The organism is Microbacterium sp. LWH12-1.2 (assembly GCF_040675825.1).
GTDB lineage: Bacteria > Actinomycetota > Actinomycetes > Actinomycetales > Microbacteriaceae > Microbacterium.
The window spans coordinates 3,198,669-3,216,202 of sequence record NZ_JBEGIJ010000001.1 but is presented as its reverse complement, the minus strand read 5'-3'; the positions used below and the strand labels follow the sequence as shown (position 1 = coordinate 3,216,202).

Sequence of the window (17,534 nt, the reverse complement as noted above, 5' to 3'; positions counted from 1 at the left end):
GAGTCTTGACCTCGCCGAAGCGACGCCAATACCTTGAGCGAGCTTGGACGCGTCGATGAGGCAAAGAAGCCGATCCCGACCTTCCACGGCCTGCTCGCCGACCAGACGAGCAGAATCGCTCAGATCAAAAAGGATCATTGTATGCGACTCACGAGAAAACTCGCGCTCGCCGCCACCGCGGCAGCCGTACTCACCATCGGCGCGGTCATCCCCGCTGCCGGCGCGACCTCGGTCGATGACGACGCCGACGTTCCCTCCTTCCAGGAGTTCGCGGCGTCGACCTACCGAGACATCGACGGCAGCTACATCGTCAACGGCGACGAAGTCCTCTCGGATCGAGGGGAGTTGCGGGAGTTCTACGACCTTCTCATCGGCCCCGAGACACCGACCGACGGCCTCATCGTCAACACGGTGGGCGGCATCGACGACAAGTGGTCGGCCTCGCAGGTGAGCAATCTCACCTACTGCGTCAGTACGAAGTTCGGCACGCGTCACGCCGATGTCGTGAGCGCGATGGCCAGCGGTGCGGCGCTCTGGGAGTCCGCATCCCCGAGGATCAACTTCGTGTACGTCGGCAGCGCTGACGGCAACTGCACCACGCGCAACAAGTCGGTCGTGTTCTCGGTCGAGCCCGTGCAGACGTCGCAGTACATCGCTCGCGCGTTCTTCCCGAGCACCGCGGACCGTCAGCAGAACGTGCTCATCGACGACTCGATCTGGTCCTCCGGCTCGTGGACGCCGACGAACATCCTCGGCCACGAGCTCGGCCACGTTCTCGGCTTCCGCCACGAGCACACCCGCCCCGAATCGGGCACGTGCTTCGAGGACACCAACTGGCGTCCGCTGACGCCGTACGACTCGTCGTCGATCATGCACTACCCGCAGTGCAACGGCACGTCCGACGACCTGTCGATGACGAGCGCCGACCGCACCGGTGTCGTCAGCCTCTACGGCGGCTGAGACCCCCTCACCGCAGAATCCGCTGGGCCCGGTCGTTCTCGACCGGGCCCAGCGTCCGTCTCTGACGATGCTGCCGGCTACGCCCGAGCCACCTTCCGGCGCGCGACCACCAGCGCAGCGGCACCGGCGGTGAGCAGAAGCACACCGATCCCCCCGGTGAACGCATCCATTTCGACACCCGTCGCGGCGAGCTCCGACCCCGGCACGGTGTCATCGATCGGAGTCGTGTCCCCGATCAGCGGGCTCTCGGCCATCGCCACCCCCGTGAGGCAGCGCTTGAGCTCGGTGAGCTTGACCCAGTGCGAGCCGTCGGCGACCGGACGGCAGCCCTCGGCGAAAGCGATCTCGCGCTCGTTGTAGAGCATCCGCACGAGCGGGGTGAAGGCGGTCCCCGTCGCCGGATCGATACCCTCGCGGGCCACGACATCCCACTGCACGTTCGCTCCCATCGGCGTCACCTCGGCACCGCGCCACGGGTTCGTCGCGTAGTCGTAGATGTCGGCGGCGGAAGCCGGTGCGGCATTGTCGGGCGCGGCGACGGTCGAGCCGGGCAGCCCCAGCAGGGCAGCGAAGGGAACGATCGTCTCGGCATGCGCGAAGCGGAAGGTCGCGGCCACGTCACCACCTGCGACGCGCGCGTCGATCGTCGCGAAGAAGTCGTCGAGCAGCGGCTGGGCGATGGCGAAGGTCTCGGTGTGGCCGGCGAGGCTCGGACCCTTCTCGTAGAAGTCCTCGGAGTCGAGGAGATAGGCGAACCATTCGGCATCCGCCTCGTGGCCCTCGAAGTAGGCGTTGAAGTCGAAAGTGTGGGGCTCGACGTTCTCCTCGGCCATGTCGACGGCGATGATGTACAGGTTGTACAGCGTCATCGCCGCGTCGACGGTGCTCTCGATCGACTTCTCCGGGTCGCCGCAGGCGTCGGGGTCGGCCGCCGGGTCCGCGCCGGGTGCGCAGGCGACGGCACCGTGTTCTGTGCCATCCACGGTGTTGAACCAGATGTGCGCATCATCCGTGCCGATCGCGGCGATGAACTCGGGCGTGAAGATTCCGGACAGCAGGTCTTCGGCGACCTCCACCGAGCGTGGCAGGTCTTCGATGTAGTCCGTCGCAGCGGCGATGGTGCCGCCGTCATCGGTCTGGGCTTCGATGTACGCCTCGTACGCCTCCGCGCGCTCGCGCTCGGGGCTGCCCTCCGCCTTGTCCGTGCCGTCGGGGTTCTCGACCTTGTGGAAGTAGAGCAGGTCGGGGCGCGGTTCCAGCGGCACGGCGAGGTCAGGGGCGGATGCTCCGGCATCCGCCCCCGCGTCACCGAAGCCGAGCAGGAAGTTCTCTCCCGACTCGGTCGCCCGCGCTTCGCCCGAGGTCTCGGCGATGATGCGATCGCCGCCGACAGCGGCATCCGCGAAGAGACCCGTGTTGCGTTCGAAGGCGCGCGCGCCGATGCCCTGGTGCTGAGTCTCACCCTGACCGGTCAGCATGCCGTAGCCGTTCTCGACATTCGCTGCGGTGATGGCGTCGAGGTTGGCGACGAACTGCGCGCCGATCTCGGGTGTGAGGAACCCGTTCTCGGCCTCGGCCGTCGCTGCGACGAGGTGCAGGAGAGCGTCGTACTTGTATCCGGAGAGTCCGCGCGATCCGTGCCGGGCGACGGACTCCGTGGCGATCGGCGCATATCCGGCGGGAGCCGCCTGATAGGCGTCGATGTCGGCCTGCGTCGGGGCGATGTAGGGCTGCTTGCTGCTGTAGAAGCCGTCGTCGGATGACTGCTCCTCGGCGTGCGCGGGAGCAGCGAAGGCGAGCGCGGCGACGACACCGAATGCGACGGCCGCGGAGGCGATCGTTCGTGAGCGGGGCGGGTGGGGCTGGGGAATCACGGCGATCTCCGATGAGCAGGGCCGCGGACGTTCGGGCCGAGGGATAGAGATACCGGGCGCGAATGAACAGAATGTGGCGCGCAGGCGACCGATCGTCATCTCACGCCGCGAGCATCCGCCCGATTCGCGTCACTCTGTAACCGAGCGCACCACCCGGGCCGGCGACCCGACAGCGACCGACCCGGCGGGAACGTCCTTGGTCACGACGGATGCCGCTCCGATGACCGCGTCATCGCCGATGGTCACACCCGGGAGAATCGTGGCATTGGAGCCGACCCAGACATTGCGACCGATCACCACCGGACGCGGATGCATGTCGCCTCGCCTGTTCGGCGCGAGGTCGTGGTTGAGCGTGGCGATCACGACGTTGTGGCCGATCAGAGAGTCATCGCCGATGGTCACACCGCCCTGATCCTGGAAAGTGCAGCCCGCGTTGATGAAGATGCGCCTGCCGAAGGTGATGTTCTTGCCGAAGTCGGCCGTGAACGGCGGGAACACGGTGACCGTCTCGTCGACCGGTCGCCCCGTCAGCTCGGAAAGCAGTTCGCGCACGCGAGCGGGCTCGTGGTAGCCGCTGTTCAGCTCACCCGTGATGCGCATCGCGTTCTGACTCGTCTGGAGCATCACCGCATGCAGAGGCGAATCGCCCAGGATGGACTCGCCCGCGTTCAGCGCGTCCAGAAGATCTCGGAGTTCCATGGAGGCCTCTCATCCGTCAACCGTCCGGTCAGACTACGCGAGCGGATCGCTCCCATGGGAAGCGGATGACTGCCGACGCGAGCATCCGCCCCTCAGCGCCGCCCGATGCCGGCGAACATCGCGTACAGCAGCGGCACGGCGGATGCCGCGATGAGCACCGTACCGAGAACGGGATTGGGTGTGAGAAGGACGCCGCCACCGACCAGCATCCCGGCGAAGAGCACGGCCGCAACAGCACGACGCCCGATGCGCACGAGCGAATCCAGCCGTCGTTCGAGCCGCGACGTGTCGAACGACACCGTGCCGTCGTCGATGCGCGTGATGACATCGTCGATCCGCTTCGGGAGACGCATCGTGACGGCGACAGTCTCCATCGCCTGTTGCGCCAATGTCATGGCCAGGTTGCCGCTCTCGTCGCGCAGTAGTCGCCCGGCGTACGGCTCGGCCGCATCCCAGACGTTGAACGCCGGATTGAGGCCGCTGCACATGCCTGACGTCAGCGACACCGCACGGATGAGCAGCAGCATGTTCTCCGGAAGCTGCAGCGGGAGCGAGCGCACCATGTCGCCGAACTCATCGGCGAAGTCGCTGAACTCGCGCGGGTCCACCTTGCTCAGCTCGGCGAATCCCATGCCGCCGAAGCGGGCGAACAGCGCGGTGAGGGCGCGCTCGAGTTCGACGGTGTCGGCCGACGGCAGCAGCACGCCGATCTCGCGTGCGGCCACGACGAGCCCCTTGCTGTCGCGTCCAGCGACCGCGATGAGGAGCGTGCGCAGGCCGTCGCGCAGGTTCGGTGCGACCTCGGCCATCATGCCGAAATCGATGAACGTCAGTCGGAAGTTCTGGGCGCCCGGGGCGGCCTCTGGAACCGGTGTCACGAAGATGTTCCCCGGGTGCGGATCGGCGTGCACGAAGCTGTGCGTGAACACCTGATCGAACATGACCTCGGCGAACACGTCGGCCACCTCGGACGGGTCGATGCCGGCCGCACGCAGTGCCGTCTTGTCGTTGATCTTGATCGCCGTGACATCCGACAGCGTGAGCACCCGGCGGGTGATCCGCTCCCAGACGAGCTGGGGAGTGTCGACGCGCGGATCGTCGGCGAAGTTCGCGGCGAACCGCTCGGCGTTGGCCGCCTCGTGCAGGTAGTCGATCTCTTCGCGGCTCGTCTGCGCGAACTCCTCGACGAGGGCGGGGGCGTCGACCCGGTCGGCGACGATGCGCACCCGCCGCAGCCAGCCGGCCACCCGACGGAGCGCGGCGAGGTCGACCGCGACGATCTCGTCGATGCCGGGGCGCTGCACCTTCACGACGACGTTCCCGAGCCCGGTGTCGGCGGCGTCGAGGGCGGAGAGCCGGGCACGGTGCACCTGACCGAGGGATGCCGCAGCGACCGGCACCTCGTCGAACCAGGCGTAGGCACGCTCCAGCGGCACGCCCAGCTCGGCCTCAGCGAGCTGCTTGATGGCCGCGAACGGCACCGCGGGCACCTCGTCCTGCAGACCCTCGAGCTCGGCGGTGATCTCCGGCGGGAGCACATCGAGCCGGGAGGACATGAACTGCCCGACCTTGATCATCAAGCCCCCGAGACTCACGGCGAGCGTGTGGAAGCGCCGCGCGAAGCGCTGCATCCGCGCCGGGCGAGTGCGCTCGGACACCGAGCTCAGGCCGAAGCGCGGCAGCACGAGCTCGAACCACCAGATCTTGATGAACTCGCGGGCCGCGAACGAGAGGATGCGGCGATAGCGGGCGCGGTGGGCGGATGCCGGCGGCAGCGAGCCGGCAGAAATGCGGCGAGGGGCCGGCATGCCGGGAATCGAACGCGGCGGATCGGCGGCCGCCGGGGCCGGACGCGCCTCCCCTGCCGGAAGCCGGGTGTCATCCCGGCCGCCGGGGACCTGCTCGCTCAGCGACTGGGAAGGCTCGGGCATGCCTGCGGCATCCGTCATCGACCCACCCCCTGCTCGCCGGTCCTCAACGCGGGAACCTGACTCCGCCATCCCCGATCAGTCCTGAGCGAGGATCGAGTACAGCCTACGGCGGGCCTCGTCGAGCACCTCGATCGCCTGCTGTACCTGCTCCGGGCTTCCGCTTCGGCCGATCTGCGCGGCGGCAGCGGCGAGATCGACGCCCGCCTTGGGCAGTGCGCTGAAGCGAGCGCTGTCGCGCCCGCCGTCCTTCTCCGCCGACGACACCCAGGGTGCCGGGGTGTCGCTCGACTCATCCGCGACCGCGCGGCCGGCTTCGGTGAGCGAGTAGGTCTTGCGACCGTTCTGCTCCTCCGCCTCGATGAGTCCCTCGTCGGCGAGCAGCTGCAGCGTCGGGTAGACCGAGCCGGCGCTGGGCTTCCACGATCCACCGCTGCGCTCGGCGATCTCGTTGATGATCTGGTAGCCGTGCATCGGCTTCTCGGCGAGGAGCGTGAGCACTGCCGTGCGCACATCGCCGCGGGCCATGCGGGAGCCGCCGCCGGGCCGCTGATCGAATGTCTTGCGCAGCTGGTCCATGGCTTCGAAGAGAGCGGATGCCGGACCGCCGGCGCCGCCGAATCCCGACCCGCCGAACGGGTTCGAGGGGAATGAGTTGTTCATGGTGACCTCCCGTGAGTGGTTCGAACGATACTCAACGATATATCGCTCACCCTGGAGATGGGCTTTGAATCTCTCGGGTCGATCGGGAGGGAAGTCACACGGCCCGGGCGCCTGCCTCGGAGAAGTACGCTTCCCTCGGCCAGAATCCGGGAATACGGCCGAGGCAAGCGCACAAGGCCGAGACAGGCGCACGGCCAGGCAGGCGGATGCTGCCGGCTACCGCCCCGCCAGCAGCTCCTGCATCCGTTCAACCTCGGCCGCCGGCATTCCGTACCCGTGCTCCGGCGCCGGGTACACGCCTTCGCGCACCTCGGCGGTGTACTGCTCGACGCCGGCGATAGCGGCCGTGCGCAGGTCGGCATATCGCTTCACGAAGCGAGCCGCGCCGCCGTCGTAGATGCCGAGCAGGTCGTGGAACACGAGCACCTGGCCGTCGGTGGCGGCACCGGCGCCGATCCCGATCACCGGGATCTCCATGAGCGGCATGATCGCCGCGGTCACGTCACTCGGAATCGCCTCGAGGACAATCGCGGAGCATCCGGCCTCCTGCAGCGCGACGGCGCTGTCGCGCAGGCGCAGCGCCTCCTCGGCCGTGCGGCCCTGTGCGCGATAGCCGCCGAGCGAGGTGGCGGTCTGCGGGGTCAAGCCGACGTGCCCCACCACCGGGATGCCAGCCGCGACGATCGCCCTGGCCCGATCGACCGAGGTGCCGCCGCGCTCGATCTTCACCAGGTCGCAGCCGGTCTCCTTGACGAAGCGCTGGGCTGTCGCGACGGCGATGGCATCAGAGGCCTCGTACGAGCCGAAGGGCAGATCCGCGATGAGCAACGGTGCCTGCAAGCCGCGCCGCACCGCGGCGGTCAGCATGATCATCTCGTCGACCGTGACCGGCACGGTGCTGTCGTATCCGAGAACGGTCATCGCAGCCGAGTCGCCGACGAGCACGACGTCGACGCCGGCGGCATCGACGATCTGCGCACTCGGGTAGTCGTAGGCGGTGACCATCACGATCGGCTCGCCCGCTGCCTTCTTCGCCGCGAGGTCGCCGAGAGTGATGCGCTTCTTCGGAGCGGCGTGGGCGCTCATGCCCGACCGGCCGTCAGGAGCTGATCGACCGCGGCGTCGACCTGGATGATCGCGTTGCCGCGGTCGACGTGCACGACGACAGGCTCGTAGGTCTCGAGATCTTCCGGCGAGTAGTCGCCGTAGGAGACGACGATGATCGTGTCGCCGGAGTGCACGAGCCGGGCCGCGGCACCGTTGACCTGCATCACGCCCGAGCCGCGCGCGCCGGCGATCGTGTACGTCTCGAAGCGGGCACCGTTGTCGACGTCGAGCACGTGGACCTGCTCGTGCGCGAGGATGTCGGCGGCCTCGAGCAGGTCGGGGTCGATCGTGATCGAGCCGACGTAGTTCAGGTCGCTGCCGGTGATCGTGGCGCGGTGGATCTTCGACTTCAGCATGACGCGACGCATCAGGCGTCCCCTCTCAAGATGTGGTTGTCGATCAGTCGTGCGGCGCCGACGCGAGCGGCGACGGCGAGGAGGGCATCGTTCTCGACACGGGTGATCTCGTGCAGATCGTCGGCGTCGCGTAACTCGAGGTATTCAGGGCTGATGCCCGCGTCGGCGAGCACGCGGCGCGCGGCATCCAGAATCGGCTCGCTCTGGCGCTCGCCCTGCTGATACAGAGCGGATGCCGCATCGAGCGCCCGATTGAGCGCGGCCGCCTGCTGCCGCGCGGCCGGGTCGAGGTAGACGTTGCGCGAGCTCATGGCGAGCCCGTCGGCCTCGCGCACGATCGGGCACGCTTCGATGCGCACGTCGAGGTCGAGGTCACGCACGACACGACGCACGACGAGCACCTGCTGCGCATCCTTCTGCCCGAAGTAGGCGACGTCGGGCCGCACGATGCCGAACAGCTTCGTGACGACCGTGGCGACACCGTCGAAGTGGTGCGTTCCACGGCTGGCGCCGTCGAGCACCTCGGTGAGGCCCGCGACGTGGATCGTCGTGGCGAAGCCGTCGGGATAGACCTCTTCGACGGCAGGAGCGAAGAGGATGTCGGCGCCCTCCGCCTCAGCGAGAGCGGCGTCGCCTGCTTCGTCGCGCGGGTAGGCGCCGAGGTCTTCGTTGGCACCGAACTGGGTCGGGTTCACGAAGAGCGAGACGACGACGAGGTCGGATGCTTCGCGCGCACGCCGCATGAGCGAGAGGTGCCCCTCGTGGAACGCGCCCATGGTCGGCACCAGCCCGACGGATGCGCCGGTGTCGCGCGCGACGCGGACGGCGTCGCGTATCTCGGCGATCGTGCGGATGATCCTCATGCCCGGTGCTCCTCTTCACGGACGGCGACGGCGTCGCGGCTGGCGGCGATGACGCGCGTGCGGTCGCACAGTTCGTCGAACAGTGCGAGCAACTCAGGCTGCGTCTCGGCGATGGCGGCGCGCTGGCGATCCACGGTCGCTTCGTCGCCCCGGGCGATCGGGCCGGTGAGAGCCCCCGCTGCGCCGGCATCGGCCCAGTTCTCGATGCTCCGGCGGACGAGCGGAGCGAGCAGCATCCTGGCGTCGCTCGCCGGGATGCCGGATGCGTTCGCAACCTGCTCGGCGGCGTCGAGCACGGCGAGCACGAGGTTCGAGGCGAGAGACGCGGAGGCGTGGTAGCCCGCACGTCCGCTGTCCTCGACACGGAACGGACGGGCGCCGAGCATCTCTGTAAGCGCGCTGGCCGCGGCCAGCGCCTCGTCGGTACGCCCATCGACAGCGCAGCCGACGCCGCGGAACACGTCCGGCGCCTCGGCACCCGTGAAGGTCTGCAGCGGGTGCAGGCTGAAGTCCACGTCGTCGAGCGGCGTCGCTCCGGAGACATGGCCAATGAGACCGGCGTGCGGCCGCGCCGCGAGAGCGGCGTCGGCGATCGCCGAGTCAGGAACACAGAGCAGGGCGATGTCGACGTCGGGGATCCGCTCCTCGCGCCGGATCGGCCCGTACACCTCGATGTCCGCCGCACGGAGAGCCCGCGCGAGTACGCCGCCGAGGCGACCGGCACCGAGGACGGCGACGGTCGTTGCAGGCGCGAGGGAGGGGGCGAGTGTGCTCATCGGTGTGCGACGAGTATCCTGCGTTGCGAGGCCACGGGACAAATCATACAGAAATGTGCACACTCTGGCTCGCAATGAGCTTTACATTTTGGTCAACAGTACAAGACATAAATTGTCATTCTGCATTTCAGGCCGAAGCGCGCGAAAGGGCGCGGGCCGGAGCGAATCCGACCCGCGCCCTCTCGGTGCGGTTGCTAGGCGGTGCGGCGGCGCCAGGCGAACATCGCGGCGCCAGACAGCATCAGAAGCAGCGCGACCCCTGCAATGCCGAGCGGAAGCGCGCCACCGGTCTGCGGCAGCTCGTTCACCCCGGGAGTGCCGGGATGAGCCGGGTCAACGGGCACCACCGGGTCGACCGGCTCAACCGGATCAACCGGATCAACAGGCTCCACCGGCTCGCGAACGATCACACCCGCATCCCAGGTGGGATCGATGCCCTCTGTCGCGCGAACGTCGAACCACTCGTAGTCATGCGTGAGATGGATGTTGTCATCCCCCAGCACGATCGTCTGGGTGATTCCGGTCGACGGGTCGGCGTCCGAATCGATCGCGTCGTCCGAGCCGGCATCCTGCTGCGTGAAGACGTAGACCTTCTGCTGCGTCTCGGTCAGCGTGAACGTGACCTCGTACTCACCTGCAGGCAGCTCGTCGAACACGTAGCGGCCGCGATCGTCGGTCGTCGTGGTCGCGATGACCCCGCCGTCCTTGATCAGCTCGACCGTGACACCTGGCAGCACCTGCTCGGAATCATCCTGCCGGCCGTCCTTGTCTGCGTCGATCCAGACGACGTCGCCGATGGCGTACGTCTTGTCCGGTTCGACGGTCTCGCCCGGGGTGTTGAAGAGCACGACGTCCTCGGATGCTCCGCTCACCTCGACCGTGATGGGGCTCAACTGGTCGGTCTTCTCGTAGCCGGTCGGAGCGACATCCTCGCGCAGCCAGTAGGTTCCGATCTCGGCGACGACCGGCGTCTTCCCCTCGGCGGTCACGATCTTGCCGTCGACGACGCGCAGGTCACTCAGCACCACGGTCTGCTGGTCGTCCGCCAACACGGAGAACCGCGCGCCGGAGTCGGTGATCAGCTTGGCGGCATCCGTGCTGTCGCGCTTGAGCAGGCTCAGCGGGTAGTCGTTGGTCGGGGTGATCGTGGCGCCGACGGCCCCGATCATGTTGGTGACACCGACGTTCGCCTTGTAGTCGACGAGTCGAACCTTGAAGTAGACCGCGAGCGTCTCACCGCTGACCAGTCGACCCTTCTCGACGGTGACGGTGTCCGTATCCGCGTCGTAGACGGCCGTGATGGCCGAGCCGGGCACCATGTAGCTCGCGCCGTCGACGGTCTGGCCGGATGCGATGTCACCCGGTGCGACGAATCCGACGAACTCCACACCCGCGGGCAGGAAGTCGACGACGTCTTCGACCATGTTGGTGAACGTGCCATGCGGCATCAGCTCGACGCGGTAGACGAATTCGCTCTGTGCGAGGTTTCCCTCCGCATCCGTCTTGACCCGAAGGTTTCCGGTGAAGGCGTCGTTCGCCGCGTCGTAGACGCGCTTGCGGACCTCCATCTCGTTACCGAAGCTGGTGGCCTTCGTGCTGGAGCTCGACGTGTAGACGATCTCCTGCCCCTCGCCCTCGTAGCGCGCGGTATTGGCGATCTCGATGGTCTGCTTGCCCTGCAGCACGTGCGTCGGCAGCTTGAGTGTGATCGTCCATGTGCCCGTCAGAGGCTCTGCCGCAGAGGCGCCCCACGCGGCATCCTTCGGGAACGCCGCGTTGGGGGCGATCACGAGATTGCCGTCGGCATCGAGCGACAGGTCGAACGTGTCGCCGTCGAGCGGGTAGTTCCACTCGTACATCCCGGTGATGGATGCCCGGATCGCCGGCAGCGTCTCCTCGGTCACGTCGAAGACGGAGTGGTCGACGACATCGATGATGCGCGAGGACGCCGCATCTCCGACATCCCGACCGATCGTGAACGTGTACGGGACGGTGATGGACGTGCCGCTCGTCGCCGTGATGGTGCCGCCTGCGGTGGACTTGTCGAACCGCTGCGGGTCGTCGACGCCCCCTGTGGTGTCTTTGGGGGCGGTGATCGTCGTGGATGCACCCTTCCACTCGTACCGTCCGTCGGCGTATTCGAAGAAGGCACTGTTGTCGACCCGGTACTGGGTCTCGTACTGCGTCTCGTGGCTGGCGTTCTGCGGCAGCGAGTCGATGGTCGCCTCGGCCTTCAGCGTGTACGTCTTGGTGACATCCTGGCCGACGTTGATGAACAGGTTCTGCCCGTCGATGACGTAGGTGTGCACGTACTCGTCTGCGGCGATCGTGGTCCTGATGTCTCCCGAGAGTCCGTCTGCCGGAGTCAGGGTGATCTCGTCGCCGTTCTGGTCGGTGACGACGAGGAAGGTGTCGGCGTCGGTGTTCCAGGATGCTTCGGCCGGCAGCGCGTCGAGGATGACGACGTTGCGCGACAGCGCGAACGGGCCGTCGGCGAAGTCGGCGAAGACGGTCAGGTCGGCGCGAAGCGTGTAGGTGACCTCGATGCCCTCACCGAGGGTGGCCCCGGCTGCGAGGGGCTTGTCGAGCGCGACGGATGACGGGTCGACGCTCTTGCCGAACGCGGTTCCGGTGCCGGGGCGCTGCTGCCCCTGAACGTTGCCCCGGATCGTCGTGGTCGCGGAGTGCTTCTGACCGTTGACGTCGACCTGGTTGGTGAGCGAGACGGAGTAGCCTCCGCCGTTGACCTTGTCGACACCGTCGTAGGCCTGCTGCAGCTGGGCGCGCACATCATCGAGTGCCGCGGCATCCGCGATGGTGGCCTTGTAGGTGAAGGCGTAGACCGAGTTCGCCTCGGCTGCGAACGAATGAGTGAAGCTCGTGCCCGAGATCACCGGGAGGCCGTCGAGGGCGGTACTGACCGGGTTGAGGTCGTCGGCATCGCGTACGACCTTGGTGCCGGCGAGCGAGCCGTCGACGAACGCGAGGTTCGCGCCGAGGGTGTCGCTGACGGTGACGTCGCGGGCATCCTTGCTCGACACGGTGACCGTGTAGGCGAGTTCGATGTCGAGCACGCTCGGGTCGATGACGACCTCGCCGTTGACGACCGTGTGCGGGATAGAGGCCCAGCCGACCGTCTTGTTCGACCAGGTGCCGGTCTCCTGCGGGGTGTTGCCCGGCTCGGTCACGATGACGCGCTGAGTGGTGGTTTCGCCATCCACGTTCCAGACCAGGTCGCGCACCTCGGAGTTCTCGACCTCGTCGACGGTGAAGCTCAGGTCGAGGACGCCCTGGTTCACATCGGTGGGGAACGGGTCCTTGAAGGTGACGATGAGCTGACCCGCATCGTTGACCACGAGTGATTCGACGGCGGTGTTGCCGCCCGACACGACCAGCGCGGCGTCGGGGATCGTGATCCCCTCCGGAAGCGTGATGGTGGCCACGGCACCGTCATCCATGCTGCCGTAGCCCACCTGGAACGCGTAGGTCCCTCCCTCGGTGAGGACGGGCGAGCCATTGTGACTGCTACCGGATTCGACCGGGATCACGGTGACCTTGCCACCCGCGGCGAACGCCGGGGTACTGAGGCCCCCAACAGCGAGCAAAGCGACCAGGATTCCGGCCAACCAGTGCATGAAAGTGCGCGCGCGCGAGTGCGGCGCGATGTACTCAGACATCAAATTCTCCCCAGAGAACAACAAAAAGGGACACGTGTGAAAACACGCGTCCCTGCGTCAACACCGCAATCGCGGCGCCCGATCATCAACCCCGGCTCAGGGCATGGATGACCAGGCGGGGGACAATCCCCTGCACTGAGAGAGACGCTGATGGATCGCGTTCATTACGCGGTTCTCGGAAATTGATGGGAGCGTTTCCAACCCGGGTCCGAAGCGTGCGCTCCGCACCCCTGCGACGCCGCCTACAGACCTTCCGCGATCTCCTTGATCGCGGCGAGACGGCGATCCCAGTCACGGCCGATCCTGTCGAGCTTCTGCGCGGTCGCACTGAGTTCGGCGCCGATCACCCGGAACCGCACCTCCCGGCCGACGCGAACGGGCTCGACCAGACCGACTTCCTGCAGCACTGCGAGGTGCTTCGCGATGGCCTGGCGGGTGACCGGGAGGCGCCCGGCAAGGGCGGATGCCGAAGCATCCCCCTCGCCGAGCGCCGCCAGGATGCTCCACCGGGTCTCGTCGCCGAGTGCCGCGAACATCGGAACCAGGGTGCCTGTGGTCACGAGGCACCTTCGAGCAGGGCGACGAGCTTGTCGAGCTCTTCGTCCCATCCGGTGCGGTGGCTCTCGAGGTTCGCGATCGGGTCGGAGGTGCGGTCGAAGCCGGTCTCGACGACGGTCAGCTGCGTGCCGCCCTCGACCGCTTCGAGCGTGAAGGTGAAGACGGTAGAGCCACCCTCGAGGTCGGCGGTCGGGCCGCCGAGCGCGTCGTCGTTGCCCCAACGGTAGGCGATGAGGGTCGGCTCTTCACGTGCTTCGATCCGCAGCGGGATCGACCCGTATTCGGGGAACGTCAGCGTGCCAGTGGCACCGACGCCGGCACCGTCGAGCACGGCCTGGCCGAACCAGCGGGAGATGTACTCCGGCTCGGTCACGGCCTGCCACACCTTGTCGGGAGTGGCGGCGATGCGGATCGTCCGGCGCACCGAGAAGGTGCTCTCATCGACGACGGATGCCTCGTTTTCAGTCATGTTCACCATGATGGATCCTTTCGAGCGTTACGTGCGGGTGTTTGACGGCCGGTCGACCATCTGCAACTCCAGAGTTGCACAGCATCCCTCTTATTGCAACCATCAAGTTGCACTGAGTTACGGCTCCCCGTACCCGCAAGCACGCCTATCCGCAAGGGACCTGGCGCGGGAGAAGATCCCTCATACGCTCGGGGCATGACCGAGCTCACACAGCCCACCGGCCACGAACCCGCCCTTCGCGCTGCACCCCGACCAGACGGATCCGCTCCGCGCGCACTCGTGCTGGGAGCGACCGGCTACATCGGCGGGCGGCTCACGCCCCGCCTGCTGTCGGCCGGATACCGCGTGCGGGTGCTCGCGCGAGACGCGGCGCGCGTGGCGTCATTTCCGTGGGGCGCCGAGTGCGAGGTGGTCGAGGGAGAGGCGGCCGATGCGGATGCTGTCGCGACGGCCATGGCCGATGTCGACGTCGTCTTCTATCTGATCCATTCGATGAGCGCCGGCAAGGGGTTCGAGGAGGCCGACGATCTCGCCGCGCATACGATCGCGACGGCGGCGGCCGAGGCGGGCGTGGGCCGGATCGTGTACCTCGGCGGCCTGCATCCCGATGACGTGAAGCTGTCGCCGCACCTGCAGTCACGCGTGCGGGTGGGTGAGATCTTCCTCGAGTCGGGAGTGCCGACGCTCGTGCTCCAGGCAGGCGTCGTGATCGGTTCGGGGTCGGCGTCGTTCGAGATGATCCGGCACCTCACCGATGTGCTGCCGTACATGCCGGCGCCGAAGTGGGTGCGCAACCGTATCCAGCCGATCGCCGTGCGCGACGTGCTGCACTATCTGCTCGGTGCCGCCCGTGTCGATCCCGAGGTGAATCGGGCCGTCGACATCGGCGGGCCCGACGTGCTGCGCTACGGCCAGATGATGAACGGCTACGCGGTCGAGGCCGGACTCCCCCAGCGCGCCATCGCCGCGCTGCCCGTGCTGACGCCGGGGCTCGCATCGCACTGGGTGAACCTGGTGACGCCGGTGCCGCGGTCGATCGCCCGCCCGCTCGTCGCGTCGCTGCAGAACGAGTGCGTCGTGAAGGATCGCGCCGTCGACGAGTTGATCCCGCCGCCTTCCGGGGGCCTCACCCCCTACCGTCGGGCGGTGTCGCTCGCGCTCGGACGCGTGGGCGCCGACAGTGTGGAGACGAGCTGGCAGGATTCCGAAGTGTCCGGCGCTCCGAGCGACCCGCTGCCGAGCGATCCGGACTGGGCAGGGCGCACGGTCTTCACCGATGTGCGGTCGGTGAAGACGGCGGCATCCGTTGAGGATCTGTGGCGGGTGATCGTCGGGATCGGCGGCGAGAACGGCTGGTACTCATCGCCGCTGCTGTGGGCGGTGCGCGGCTGGATGGACCGGCTCGTCGGCGGGATCGGATTGCAGCGCGGACGCCGCAGTCGGGCGATGGCGCGGGTCGGCGATGCGATCGACTTCTGGCGCGTCGAGGCCGTGGAGGTTCCGGGAACCGGGCCGACGGCCGAAGAGCGACGCGGCGGGCTGCTGCGGTTGCGCGCCGAGATGAAAGTGCCCGGATCGGCGTGGCTCGAGCTGCGCGCGGTGCCCGATGGTGGCGGCGCTCGGTATGAGCAGCGCGCGGTCTTCTTTCCGCGCGGGTTGGGCGGCCGCCTCTACTGGCTCGCGGTACTGCCGTTCCACGGGTTCATCTTCGCGGGGATGGCGGCGCGGATCGTGGGGGCGGCGGAGGGTGCTGATCTGTCGAAGTGATTCACGGCTCGAGCGAGCCGTGAATGACACCCCAGGTCTTCGTCGACTCGTTCAGCAGCACGGGCACCTCTGAGTCCGGTGCGGTGCGGGCTGCAGCCACGCACCCGGGCTGGCCACAGGCGTGCGTGACGAACTCATCAGACGGCACCCGCAGTTGAAGTTGGTAGCGAATGCTCTCATCGGTCGTCTCGTACGCCGCGACCACGGGCAACGAGACCGTGGTTCCGACCTCTTTGAGCTTCGCGGCCGCCACGGCGTTGACGTCTGCGTTGAGCCAAAGACCGACGCCGAGCGCCACGATGATCAGGCAGCCGAGCAACACCAGCACGACCCCCCACCAGTCGAAGATCATCCGGACAGTCAGTGCGAACCCGCCGATACCCAACAGCGCCACGAGGATCGCAGTCACCCGCTGCGCCGTCACCTCGCTGCGACGGGCCAGGTCGACCTGCGTCCATTCGAGCGTCGCTGCACGGTTCATGGCACACACTCTAGGCGCGGGTGCGGCCGAAAGGGAGGGCTGATCGCGCGCGCATCGGATCACTGGTGCGGATGTACTCTGGTGTCGTGCATTGGCAGCAGCGATTTTTGCACCCCCGGCCGGGTTATGGCCGCGGGGTCCTAGACGTGCGCTCGTAGCGCAGTCGGTCTCCGCAGGTGCGGCCGGGGGAATCCCCACTCTTTCGCCACCTGCAATCGTTTCGGAGACCTCCATGTCGCACGACTATCTGACCCCTGCCCAGCTCCACCGCGCACTGAACCTGCGCGACCTCACCAACCCCGCGCAAGGTGCGCACGCCATCCAGGCCCTTCTCGGATCGGTGGCGACCGCCTTGCAGTCCGAGTGGGGCAACACCGTCCGCTACGTGAGGTCGACCCCGATCGTGCCGGTGAGCGAGAACTACGACCGCCTCGGCTACGACGCCGGAGACGTCACTCGCGCTCGTCGCTACACCCGCTACATCAGCCCCACCGTGATGCTGCGCAGTCACACGAGCGCCGACCTCCCGCGTGCCCTCGAAGACTACGCGGGACGAAGCGAGGTCGATGAGCTGATCGTGACCCCTGGTCTCGCCTACCGGCGTGACCAGGTCGACCGCAGCCACGTGGGCGAGCCGCACCAGGTGGATCTCTGGCGCATCCGCAGTACTCCCGAGACCGATGACGCAGACATGATCACGATGATCGAGCGCCTGGTTCAGGCGGTGCTTCCGGGCGCCGAGTGGAAGACGACCGATGCCACCCACCCGTACACCGTCGGCGGGCGGCAGATCGACGTGCTCCACGACGGCGAATGGCTCGAGCTCGCCGAATGCGGACGCATTCATCCCGAGGTGCTGCGCGGGTCTGGCCTCGACCCCGAACGGTGGTCCGGCCTTGCGCTCGGCATGGGGCTGGAACGAGCGCTCATGCTGCGCAAGGGCATCCCCGACATCCGCTACCTCCGGTCGGAAGACCCGCGCATCGCCACCCAGATGCTCACCCTGGAACCGTGGCAGCACGTCTCCCCGCTCCCCGCATCTCGACGCGACATCTCGGTCGTGATGCCGTCAGCGGAAGACGAGGAGACGCTCGGCGACCGCATCCGCACCGCACTGGGAGACGACGCGGATGTCATCGAATCCGTCGATGTGCTCAGCCGTACCACGCACGAGGAACTTCCGGTGGCGGCGCGATCCCGCCTGGGCACTCGAGACGGTCAGGTCAATCTTCTGCTGCGGATCGTTCTGCGTCCCATCGACCGCACACTCACCTCCGACCAGGCCAACGCGATCCGCAACACGATCTATCGGGCCGTGCACGAAGGGCCGGTGCTGGAACTGGTCTGAGCTCCGAT

General features: G+C 67.5%; 15 protein-coding genes. 3 read left to right on the top strand and 12 right to left on the bottom strand.

Features of this window, described 5'->3' with window-relative positions; all coding sequences use genetic code 11:
• Positions 1 to 141 precede the first annotated feature (141 nt).
• A complete protein-coding gene (locus MRBLWH12_RS15380) occupies positions 142 to 960 on the top strand; it encodes a M57 family metalloprotease (protein WP_363550501.1) in 819 nt (272 codons plus the stop codon).
• 77 nt (positions 961 to 1,037) lie between these two features.
• On the opposite strand, the gene MRBLWH12_RS15375 is transcribed toward MRBLWH12_RS15380, so the two are convergent.
• The 11 genes from MRBLWH12_RS15375 to MRBLWH12_RS15325 all read right to left on the bottom strand — a co-directional run bounded on the left by MRBLWH12_RS15375 (position 1,038) and on the right by MRBLWH12_RS15325 (position 13,930).
• On the bottom strand, positions 1,038 to 2,834 hold the full coding sequence (locus MRBLWH12_RS15375) for a histidine-type phosphatase (RefSeq protein ID WP_363550499.1): 1,797 nt from the start codon (positions 2,832 to 2,834) through the stop codon (positions 1,038 to 1,040).
• Positions 2,835 to 2,963: 129 nt separating this feature from the next.
• Positions 2,964 to 3,533: a sugar O-acetyltransferase gene (locus MRBLWH12_RS15370; RefSeq protein ID WP_363550497.1), complete on the bottom strand. Its 570-nt coding sequence runs from the start codon at positions 3,531 to 3,533 to the stop codon at positions 2,964 to 2,966.
• Between the two features lie 92 nt (positions 3,534 to 3,625).
• A complete protein-coding gene (locus tag MRBLWH12_RS15365) occupies positions 3,626 to 5,341 on the bottom strand; it encodes an ABC1 kinase family protein (protein ID WP_363551390.1) in 1,716 nt (571 codons plus the stop codon).
• A gap of 198 nt (positions 5,342 to 5,539) precedes the next feature.
• On the bottom strand, positions 5,540 to 6,124 hold the full coding sequence (locus MRBLWH12_RS15360; RefSeq protein WP_341976419.1) for a PadR family transcriptional regulator: 585 nt from the start codon (positions 6,122 to 6,124) through the stop codon (positions 5,540 to 5,542).
• A gap of 216 nt (positions 6,125 to 6,340) precedes the next feature.
• Complete coding sequence (panB, locus tag MRBLWH12_RS15355) at positions 6,341 to 7,210, bottom strand: 3-methyl-2-oxobutanoate hydroxymethyltransferase (RefSeq protein ID WP_363550495.1); 870 nt, start codon at positions 7,208 to 7,210, stop codon at positions 6,341 to 6,343.
• Entirely contained in the window at positions 7,207 to 7,599 is a 393-nt protein-coding gene (gene panD / locus MRBLWH12_RS15350) for an aspartate 1-decarboxylase (RefSeq protein WP_363550493.1), read from the bottom strand. Before panD ends, panB begins: the two co-directional genes overlap by 4 nt.
• Positions 7,599 to 8,450, bottom strand: coding sequence for a pantoate--beta-alanine ligase (gene panC / locus MRBLWH12_RS15345; protein WP_363550491.1), 852 nt, complete (start codon positions 8,448 to 8,450; stop codon positions 7,599 to 7,601). Before panC ends, panD begins: the two co-directional genes overlap by 1 nt.
• Positions 8,447 to 9,226, bottom strand: a complete 780-nt coding sequence (locus MRBLWH12_RS15340; RefSeq protein WP_363550488.1) for a DUF2520 domain-containing protein — start codon at positions 9,224 to 9,226, stop codon at positions 8,447 to 8,449. Before MRBLWH12_RS15340 ends, panC begins: the two co-directional genes overlap by 4 nt.
• A gap of 194 nt (positions 9,227 to 9,420) precedes the next feature.
• Positions 9,421 to 12,903 (bottom strand): SdrD B-like domain-containing protein, encoded by a 3,483-nt coding sequence (locus tag MRBLWH12_RS15335; RefSeq protein ID WP_363550486.1) that lies wholly within the window; start codon positions 12,901 to 12,903, stop codon positions 9,421 to 9,423.
• Positions 12,904 to 13,145: 242 nt separating this feature from the next.
• The gene (locus tag MRBLWH12_RS15330) at positions 13,146 to 13,463 is read right to left on the bottom strand and encodes an ArsR/SmtB family transcription factor (RefSeq protein WP_363550483.1); all 318 of its coding nucleotides are present in this window, start codon (positions 13,461 to 13,463) and stop codon (positions 13,146 to 13,148) included.
• A complete protein-coding gene (locus MRBLWH12_RS15325) occupies positions 13,460 to 13,930 on the bottom strand; it encodes an SRPBCC domain-containing protein (RefSeq protein ID WP_363550480.1) in 471 nt (156 codons plus the stop codon). Before MRBLWH12_RS15325 ends, MRBLWH12_RS15330 begins: the two co-directional genes overlap by 4 nt.
• Before the next feature lie 195 nt (positions 13,931 to 14,125).
• Between MRBLWH12_RS15325 and MRBLWH12_RS15320 the strand changes: the two genes are divergently transcribed.
• Entirely contained in the window at positions 14,126 to 15,697 is a 1,572-nt protein-coding gene (locus MRBLWH12_RS15320; protein ID WP_363550477.1) for an SDR family oxidoreductase, read from the top strand.
• A 1-nt stretch (position 15,698) separates the two neighbouring features.
• Here MRBLWH12_RS15320 and MRBLWH12_RS15315 read toward each other — a convergent pair whose 3' ends face one another.
• Positions 15,699 to 16,178, bottom strand: coding sequence for a hypothetical protein (locus MRBLWH12_RS15315; RefSeq protein WP_363550474.1), 480 nt, complete (start codon positions 16,176 to 16,178; stop codon positions 15,699 to 15,701).
• A gap of 232 nt (positions 16,179 to 16,410) precedes the next feature.
• On the opposite strand from MRBLWH12_RS15315, the gene MRBLWH12_RS15310 reads away from it, so the two are divergent.
• Positions 16,411 to 17,526: a hypothetical protein gene (locus MRBLWH12_RS15310; RefSeq protein WP_363550471.1), complete on the top strand. Its 1,116-nt coding sequence runs from the start codon at positions 16,411 to 16,413 to the stop codon at positions 17,524 to 17,526.
• Positions 17,527 to 17,534 lie beyond the last annotated feature (8 nt).